Source organism: Flavobacterium bizetiae (assembly GCF_902804475.1).
Classification (GTDB): Bacteria; Bacteroidota; Bacteroidia; order Flavobacteriales; family Flavobacteriaceae; genus Flavobacterium; species Flavobacterium bizetiae.
The window spans coordinates 1-9,628 of record NZ_CADCSU010000195.1; the positions used below are offsets into that span (position 1 = coordinate 1).

At 33.1% G+C, this 9,628-nt stretch carries 5 protein-coding genes; 4 read left to right on the forward strand and 1 reads right to left on the reverse strand.

From position 1 onward, the window contains the following. Positions 1 to 9: 9 nt before the first annotated feature. Complete coding sequence (locus FLACOL7796_RS23460; RefSeq protein ID WP_173973195.1) at positions 10 to 1,371, reverse strand: sigma-54-dependent transcriptional regulator; 1,362 nt, start codon at positions 1,369 to 1,371, stop codon at positions 10 to 12. 282 nt (positions 1,372 to 1,653) lie between these two features. Between FLACOL7796_RS23460 and FLACOL7796_RS23465 the strand changes: the two genes are divergently transcribed. The 4 genes from FLACOL7796_RS23465 to FLACOL7796_RS23480 form a co-directional block, all read left to right on the forward strand. Further along, positions 1,654 to 2,367, forward strand: a complete 714-nt coding sequence (locus FLACOL7796_RS23465; protein ID WP_173973196.1) for an ABC transporter ATP-binding protein — start codon at positions 1,654 to 1,656, stop codon at positions 2,365 to 2,367. A gap of 3 nt (positions 2,368 to 2,370) precedes the next feature. Then, positions 2,371 to 4,794: an ABC transporter permease gene (locus FLACOL7796_RS23470; RefSeq protein WP_173973197.1), complete on the forward strand. Its 2,424-nt coding sequence runs from the start codon at positions 2,371 to 2,373 to the stop codon at positions 4,792 to 4,794. A gap of 1 nt (position 4,795) precedes the next feature. Continuing rightward, positions 4,796 to 7,207: an ABC transporter permease gene (locus tag FLACOL7796_RS23475; protein WP_173973198.1), complete on the forward strand. Its 2,412-nt coding sequence runs from the start codon at positions 4,796 to 4,798 to the stop codon at positions 7,205 to 7,207. A 63-nt stretch (positions 7,208 to 7,270) separates the two neighbouring features. Beyond that, positions 7,271 to 9,628, forward strand: a 2,358-nt coding sequence (locus FLACOL7796_RS23480; RefSeq protein ID WP_232067439.1) for an ABC transporter permease, incomplete at its 3' end; no start/stop codon positions are given.

Sequence of the window (9,628 nt, forward strand, 5' to 3'; positions counted from 1 at the left end):
GTTATGTAATTACAAACTATCGGTTTTGAAGTTAATACTATATTTCTCTAAACGACGGTATAAAGAACCTCTTGACAAGCCCAATTCTTCGGCAGTTTTGCTGATATTATTGTTGTTTTTGAGCAATGCTTTTTCTACAGCAGCTTTTTCTACTGATGAAAGCTGAATATCATCCGGATTTTCTTCGTAAGTTGTTATGGTTTCAAGATCTAAATCAGCAATTGTAATTTTATTGTTTTCGCAAAGAATAACGGCGCGTTCGATCTTATTTTCCATCTCGCGAATGTTTCCGTTCCAGGCGTGCTTTTCGATTTGCTCCGGTACTTTTTTATCAAAAGTAATTTCATCTCTTCCGTATTTTTCGATCATTTTATCTAATAAATATTCGGCTAACGGAATTTTATCTTCGTTGCGTTCTCGTAACGCTGGCAAAACAATTTCCATTGTATTGATACGGTAATATAAATCTTCCCTGAAGTTTTTATCAGCAACTTCTAATTTCAGGTTTAAGTTGGTTGCCGTAATAATGCGCACGTTTAATGGTCTTGCTTTTGTTTCGCCTAATCTTGTTACCGTTTTGGTTTGGATAACCTGCAACAATTTAGATTGCAAATGAAGTGGAACATTACCAATTTCGTCCAGAAAAATGGTTCCGTTTTGGGCCATTTCAAAACGTCCCGGAGTATCGGTTTTGGCATCTGTAAAAGCACCTTTTGCGTAGCCAAACAATTCGCTTTCGAAAATATTAGAATTTAAAGAACCTAAATCAACGGCTATAAAAGGATTGTTTTTCCTTTCGGATTGTTTGTAAATATGATGCGCGAGAACAAATTTTCCGGTTCCGTTTTCGCCTAAAATCAAAACATTAGCATCGGTTTTAGCCACTTTATCGGCAAGGGAATAGGCTTTCTTTATAATTTCAGAAGTTCCAATAAAAAAGTCGTTTTCGATTTCGATATTTTTTTCTTTCTTCTGTTCTTTTCGCGATTTGTCTACCGCTTGTTTTACGGATTCGAGTAATTTTTTATTTTCCCAAGGTTTTAAGATATAATCGAAAGCACCATTTTTTAAACCTTCTACAGCAGTTTCGACTTTACCAAAAGCAGTCATTAAAATCACAACGGTTTTTGGTGAAAGCGTTTTTATTTCTTTCAATAAATACAAACCTTCTCTTCCGTCTTCAAAACCTATTCTGTAATTCATGTCGAGCAAAACGACATCAATGCTGTTTTTAGACAATAATTCGACAATATTTTTGGGGTTATTGAGGGTATAAATGTCTTCAAAATACTTTTTTAGGTACACTTTCGACGCAAAAAGAATGTCTTCCTGATCGTCTATGATTAAAATTGAGGCATTTGTCTTTTTCATTGTTGTTCGGTTTTGGACGAAAGCTGTCCATTATTGGACACTTTTGAAAGCTATTAATTAATAAAAAATTTAAAATAAGGGAGTTACAAATTTTAAATTTTTGGCATGAAAATCACATTAACATTAGCAAATCATCAAGTGTGAGAATCATTATTGCTGGTAAATGTAGTAAAAATAGATATTTATAGATTATGTTATCAATTATCTTAATTTAGGATCTGTTTTTTACTTCGGCAATAAAAATCTTACAGAGAAAAAACAAACATCAAAAATCAAATGAGTATGATCAAAATTAAAAAGCTTTCTAAAATTTTTAGAACCGAAGAAGTAGAAACAAAAGCTTTAAGCGAAATTTCATTAACCATCAACGAAGGCGATTTTGTCTCGATTATGGGACCATCCGGAAGCGGAAAATCGACTTTGTTAAATATCATCGGATTATTAGACAGTGCTTCTAGCGGAAGTTATGAATTGTTAGGGCAGGAAATGGTGGGATTAAAAGAGAAATTGAAATCGAAAGCCCGAAAGGAAAACATTGGTTTTATATTTCAGAATTTTAATTTAATTGATGAATTATCGGTTTATGATAATATCGAATTGCCACTGATCTACAACAATGTTCCGTCAGCTGACAGAAAGAAAAAGGTGGATGAAATAGCCAAGATATTGGGTATTTCGCATCGATTGAAACATTATCCGCAACAACTTTCAGGAGGACAACAACAGCGTGTAGCCGTTGCCAGAGCTTTGATCAATGACCCAAAAATTATTCTTGCCGATGAGCCTACGGGAAATCTGGACAGTAAAAATGGTAATGAAGTGATGGAATTACTAACAGATCTTCATGCTAGCGGCGCGACAATTTTGATGGTTACACACTCTGATTATGATGCTTCGTTTTCGCAAAAAACAATTTTAATGAAAGATGGTGTTATACTTTCTGAAAAAATGAACCATAGAAATGTAGATGTTTTAGTAAACAATTCAATCAACTAAATCATGCTAAAAAACTGGATCAACATATTTATATACCATATCAAAAACAACAAGCTTTTTACAGCTTTGAATGTTTTGGGTTTAAGTATTGGAATTGCAGGATTGATTTTTGCGATTTTGTATTGGAATGATGAACATTCGTACGATCAATGGAATCCGAATAAAGACAAGGTGTTTTTAGTGGCAAACCAAATGGATCTTAATAATTATTGGGCTTCGAGTTCAGGACCAATAGGAGCTGCTATAAAAAGTGTAAGTCCTGAAGTGGAGTCTTTTTGTTATTTAAGTGGTAATTATGATAATGATATTATCCGCTTTAACAATAAGAAAGTACAGTCTGACAGAATAATTGTAGCACAAAAAAACTTCTTTGAATACTTCCCATATCCATTTATCGAGGGAAGTTCAAAAACGGCATTGCCAGATGTAAACAGTATTTGTTTGTCGAAAGATTTAGCCGCTCAGCTTTTTGGTAGTGAAACTGCTGTAGGCAAACAAGTTGTGCTGAAAGGTAAAAGTCTAATTGTAAGAGGTGTTTATAAATTGGATAAAAAATCAGCTTACAATCCTTCTTGCGTGGTTAATTTTATGGATGCGAGAGTAAATGCAAATAATGAGTCTTGGGGAAATTTTCAATTTGTTCTATTCTTAAAATTAAAAAATCCTGCGGACCAAAATCGAGTGACTCAAAATCTTCGAAAAATATATTTTGAGAACATGACGGCTCGTTTTGCAAAAGCACAAGGCATAAAACCGGAAGATTTCATTAAAAAATACGGTCAGGTAACACCACATTTAGAGTCATTATCATCTATTCGTTTGCATACTAAAACTGGCGGTTTGGTAGAAGCGAGAGGTAATCTTCAGTTTTTACTTATTATGGTGGGGTTATCGGTTTTGATTTTATTATTGTCTATTGTGAATTATGTAAATTCTGCAACAGCAAATGCTATAAAAAGAGCAAAAGAAGTTGGCGTTCGCAAAATTATCGGCGCTTCGAAAGGGTCTATAATCAAGCAATTCATTTTTGAAACGGCGATTATTTCGTTGTTTTCTATTTTAATATCATTGGTAATTGTCGAAATCTCTTTACCATATTACAACGCTTTTTTAGACAAAACACTTGTACTGCAAAGCAATCAGTTTTATTTGCAGCTTGTTGCAATATTTATTATAACAGTAATATTGGCGGGAATATTTCCGGCTATTTATGTGGCTAATTTTGAGCCGCTAAAAGTTCTAAAAGGAAATTTTGGCAGAAGCAAAAGTGGTATTTGGCTTCGAAACGGAATGTTGATTTTTCAATTTGGCGTTGCGTCTTTCTTTATCATTGGTTCTTATATTGTTTATCAGCAAATAGAACATATGAGCTCAAAAGATCTGGGCTTTAACGGAAAACAAATTATTAATGTTACCTATAGGAATATTTACGGCGAAGGAATAACCGATAAAGACCGCTTGGTTCATTATGACAATATTAAAAACCAATTGAAACATATAAAAGGAATACAAGAAGTTGCAGGAGGTGGTTTTGTTCCGGGAAGTGGTGAAAAATCTGTAATTTCTTATCATTATAAAGATATCAATATTGACGGTAGTAATATGCCAATAGATTTTGGACTGTTGGAAATGCTGAAAGTAAAAATCGTAAAAGGACGATATTTAGATCCAAAATTTGCTCAGGATACTGTCTCGTCAATGTTAATTAATGAAACGGCGCTAAAATTATTAAATGAAAAAAATCCAATAGGAAAAAAAATAAATTGGGACGGAACTAATGCTATTATCGTAGGAGTTGTAAAAGATTTTAATGTAGGAAATCCGGGAGATCGTATACCTCCAATGTCTTTTTTTCATTTTAAAACGGTGCCTTGGTTTTCGGGACTTGTGAACAATATTTATATTACGGCCGATCCTGAGACCATGCAGGAGACCTTGGCAGATTTAGAAAAGCTCTGGACTAAAAAAGTAAATCCGGATTATCCATTTTTGTATGATTTCGTTGATAAAGAATATAAGAAATCGTATGGTGATTACGTAAAACAAAAAAATCTTTTCTCTTTATTGAATGTCATCGTCATTACAATTGCGCTTTTTGGATTATTTGCACTTGCTTCGTACTCAATTGAAAGACGTATGAAAGAAATCGCCATTCGAAAAACTTTGGGCGCCGATACCAATGTGTTGTTAAAAGAACTTTGCAAACAATACGTCATCTTTAGTATAATAGGTTTTTTAATAGCGTTGTTTCCGGTATATTATTTACTCGATAAATGGCTGGAGAATTTTGCGTACAGAATTAGTATTTCTGTTTATCCCTTTATCATCGGGTTCACTGCTTTGTTGACATTAACGTTATTAGTAGTACTTACGAGAGCGTATCAGGCGACCAAAATCGATGTTTTAAAATATTTAAAATACGAGTAAGATGCTAAAGAATTGGACCAACATATTTATATATCACATCAAAAACAACAAGCTTTTTACGGCTTTGAATGTTTTGGGTTTGAGTATTGGAATTGCAGGATTAATTTTTGCAACCTTGTATTGGAATGATGAGCATTCCTACGATCAGTGGAATCCGAATAAAGACAAAATCTATTCGGTTTTGAACGATATTGGCGGCGGTAATGTATGGGCAGTAAATTCTCCTGTACCAGCGCCAATCTTAAAGAAAACAACACCAGCCTTAAAAGAGTATTGTTATTTTACCAGCAATTACGAAAAAGAAACTGTTCAGTATAATGACAAAATAGAATTGGTCGATAAGATTTTTTCGGCACAAAGTAATTTCTTTTCTTTTTTCCCTTTTGAATTTATTCAGGGTAGTGCAAAAAGCGCCCTTCATGATCGTAATAGTATTGCTTTTTCTGAAGAAACTGCTTCTCGCTTGTTTAAAAATGAAAACCCAATGGGCAAACAAGTAAAGTATGCTGACAACTTTTATGTGGTTCGCGGTGTTTATCGTTTGTCTCAAAAATCATCGGTTATGCCTGCCTTTGTTACCACTATAATTGAGGAAACACTCGAAAAAAGAAAAGATAGCTGGGGATTAAGTTTTGGATTAATGCTAAAGCTAAACAAACAAAGCGATACGACTGATATACTTAAAAACCTGAACAACATCTATATTGAAAATAACTATAAAAGACAGGCAAAAGCAGAAGGAATAACCTACGAAGCCTTTTTGAAACAATACGGAGAACAAGCAAAAGCAAAACTACTTGCGTTTCCTAAATCAAGGTTACATCAGGGAAATTGCCCTTTTCCGGAAGGAAATGCCAATCTTCAGTTTTTGAAAATTTTAATGGGATTATCGATTCTTATTTTACTCTTATCGATTGTAAATTATATTAATCTTGCTACTGCAAATGCTGTAAAACGCGCAAAAGAAGTTGGAGTACGAAAAATAGTTGGCGCTACAAAGTCGCAAATAATTACACAGTTTGTGTTTGAAACGACTTTAATTACGCTTTTCTCACTTTTATTAGCCTTAGTAATTGTAGAACTTACATTGCCTTTTTATAATTCAATTTTAAATAAAAATTTAATTCTCGAAAGTTCTCAGTTTTACGTGCAGTTGGTATTTATTTTTATCATCGTCATTTTAGTTTCGGGAGTTTTACCCGCAATTTATGTCTCCAACTTTGAACCTTTAAAGGTTTTAAAAGGCAATTTTTCCCGTAGTAAAAACGGAATCTGGCTTAGAAACGGTATGTTGGTTCTGCAATTTGCCATAGCCACGTTTTTTATCATTGGTTCTTTTATAGTATACCAACAGGTCAATTATATGGCGAATAAAGATTTAGGTTTTAAAGGTGCTCAGGTTATGGATATTTCTTTTAAACCTAAAAAAGGCAAAAAACAATTTGAACGTTATAAAACGGTACAACAGGAATTGCTAAAAATAAAAGGTGTTCAGGCAGTTTCGGCCGGAGTATTTTCTATAGGAAACGATGTTAATTCGTGGTCAGGACTTCATTATAAAGACAATAAAGAAGTGATAACACAGCAAATGGCAATTGATTTTGGTATGATCGATGTTTTGGGAATTCGTATCATTAAAGGACGAGACCTAAACAATAAATTTGCCTCGGATACCATTAGTAATGTTTTACTAAATGAAGCCGCCGCAAAAACATTACAGGAAAAAGATCCTATAAATAAAGAAATCATTTGGGAAAGCAAGAAATTAAAAGTAGTTGGGGTAGTAAAGAATTTCAATTATTTCGGACTTCAAAATAATATTTCGCCCATGATTTTCATGCACATCAAGTCTTTTGAATGGATGGAAAAAGATATGTCTAATATTTTTGTTAAGATCGCACCAGAAAACATGCCTGAAACAATAGCTGAAATAGATAAATTCTGGCGAACAAAAGTCGATGCCGAATATCCTTTTGAGTTTAATTTTGTCGACAGAAGCTTTGCTAAAACCTATAAAAATTATCAAAACCAAAGTCGTTTATTTTCACTCCTGAACGCAATCGTAATTCTAATCGCCGTTTTTGGATTATTTGCTTTGGCTTCTTTTTCGATGGAAAGAAGATTACGTGAAATCGCTATCAGAAAAACTTTGGGCGCAGATACAAATGTTTTGCTTAAAAACTTGTCTAAACAATATGTGGTTTTCTGTTTAATAGGTTTCCTGATCGGAATAATTCCGGCGTACTTTTTACTGCAAAAATGGCTTGAAGATTTTGCCTTTCGTATCGACATTCCTTTATTGCCTTTTGGTGTGGCACTAATTTCATTAATGTTTCTCACCTTATCAATTGTTTTGGCAAAAGCCTATCAGGTAACAAAAATTGATGTGTTGCAATATTTGAAATACGAATAATAAAAAGAAACTCAGATCTTTTACCACTAACCAAAACTAACCAAAACTAACCAAAACCAACGAATGATACTAAACTATATCAATATATTTATATACCAACTCAAGCATAATAAACTGTTTTCATTTCTGAATATTTTAGGATTGTCAATAGGAATTTCGGGATTAGTTTTTGCCTTGCTTTATTGGAATGACGAACAGAGTTACAATGCTTGGAATCCTGAAAAAGAGAATGTTTATCAGGTTTTGGTTCAACTAAGCGATATGCCTGCGTGGTCAGATTGCGCCTTATTTCTGAAGCCGGCTTTAGACGAAGATCCAAATATTGAATCTATACTATATGCTGATTCCTGGTACCAAAAGGATAAAATTATTTACAAAGGAAAAAAGGAATTTGTAGATAAAATTATCAATGTAGAACAAAATTTCTTTTCTTTTTTTCCTTTCAAAGTTATTCAGGGCGATTCAATATCAGCTATAAAAGATGATTCGAGCATTGCTATTTCAGATATTACAGCTAAAAGGATTTTTGGAAATGAAAACCCCATTGGAAAACAAATAAAATGCTTTGACCAGCTGTTTTCTGTGCGGGCCGTATATCATATTCCCGGAAATTCTTCGATTGCGCCAAACGCTATCATCAATAAAATGAAGAAACTGACAACTTCGGGAATGACAAATCCGTTTATCTTAAAGTTATTATTAAAAGTAAAAGACCCGTCAAAAGTTGATCTTACAAGACAAAAACTCGAAAGAATTTATAACCACGATTTTATTTTGCAACTTGCCAAAGAAGCAGGTTTTACAGCCAAAGAAATGGCTAAAAAAGTGGGTCATTTTACAGTTATTCTGGAACCTTTATCAAAAGCAAGATTACATTCGATAGCAGATGGTTATCCTGAAACGCGTGGAAATTATCAGTTCTTAATGATCATGATGGGTTTATCTCTTTTGATTCTCATTTTGTCAATTGTTAATTACATCAATCTCGCAACTGCCAATGCTGTAAAGCGAGCAAAAGAAGTGGGAGTACGTAAAATTTCAGGTGCATCAAAAGGAGATATTATTAGTCAGTTTCTTTTTGAAACGGTTTTAACCACGAGTTTTTCTATTTTACTGGCCTTAGTAATTGTAGAGCTGACTTTGCCTTATTACAACAACTTTTTAAACAAAAATATTGTACTTCTTGCCAGTCAGTTTTACATACAATTGATATTGATTTTTATCATTACAATTGTGACAGCAGGATTATTCCCGGCTATTTATATATCTAATTTCGAAACTTTTAAAGTTTTGAAAGGAAATTTCGAAAGAAGCAAAAACGGTATCTGGCTGCGCAACGGAATGCTTATTTTTCAGTTTGCTATTGCTGCCTTTTTTATTATTGGCTCAAATATCGTATACCAGCAAATTAAATATTTACAGAATAAAGATCTGGGTTTTAAGGGCGATCAGGTAATTTCGGTTTCATTAAATTTCCCATCGGTTGATTACCAGGGAGAAAATGCGGCCCAAAATATTTACAACAAATACAATATCATAAAACAGCAGCTCAGCAAAATTAAAGGTGTCGAACAAGTCTCCACGGGACTTATTGCGTTTGATGGTTCAGACAATTCTATATCAGCGGTTTTATATAATGATGAACTTTTTAAACAACGCGTTATTCCTTTAGATTTTGGTATGTTCGAAATGTTGAACATCAAAATAATTAAGGGAAGAAATTTTGATAAAAAACTGGCTTCAGACACTATAAATTCTGTGATTATAAATGAAAGTGCATTAAAATTAATGAATATTAAAGATCCTCTCGGAAAGGAACTTTTAATTCGGGAGCAGAAATTAAAAATAATTGGTATTGTTCAGGATTTCAATTTATTAAGTCCTGAATTAAAAGTGCCGCCAATGGCTTTTTACAATATCAGAATGTTTGGCATGACACATAATATTAACAAAGTGTATGCAAAATTAAATCGTGATGATGTGGAAAATACGATTGCCAATATCGAAAAATTATGGACGAAAGTCGATACCGAATATCCGTTTAAATATGATTTTGTAGATAAAGAATATGCGAGAACTTATGAAGCATATACAAAACAAAAAAACTTGTTTTCACTGCTCAATATCGTTGTTATTTTAATTGCTCTTTTTGGATTATTTGCACTTGCATCTTATTCCATACAAAGACGCATGAAAGAAATTGCGATTCGAAAAACGCTTGGAGCAGAAACAAATACTTTGTTGAAAGAATTATCGAAACAATATATTTGGTATTGTATCATTGGTTTTTTAATTGCCATTTTTCCAGTATATTATTTGCTGAATAAATGGCTGGAGAACTTTGCTTATAGAATAGAAATGTCTTTAATTCCGTTTATTTTAGGGTTTGTAGTTTTATTAATTCTGAATTTAATAATTGTA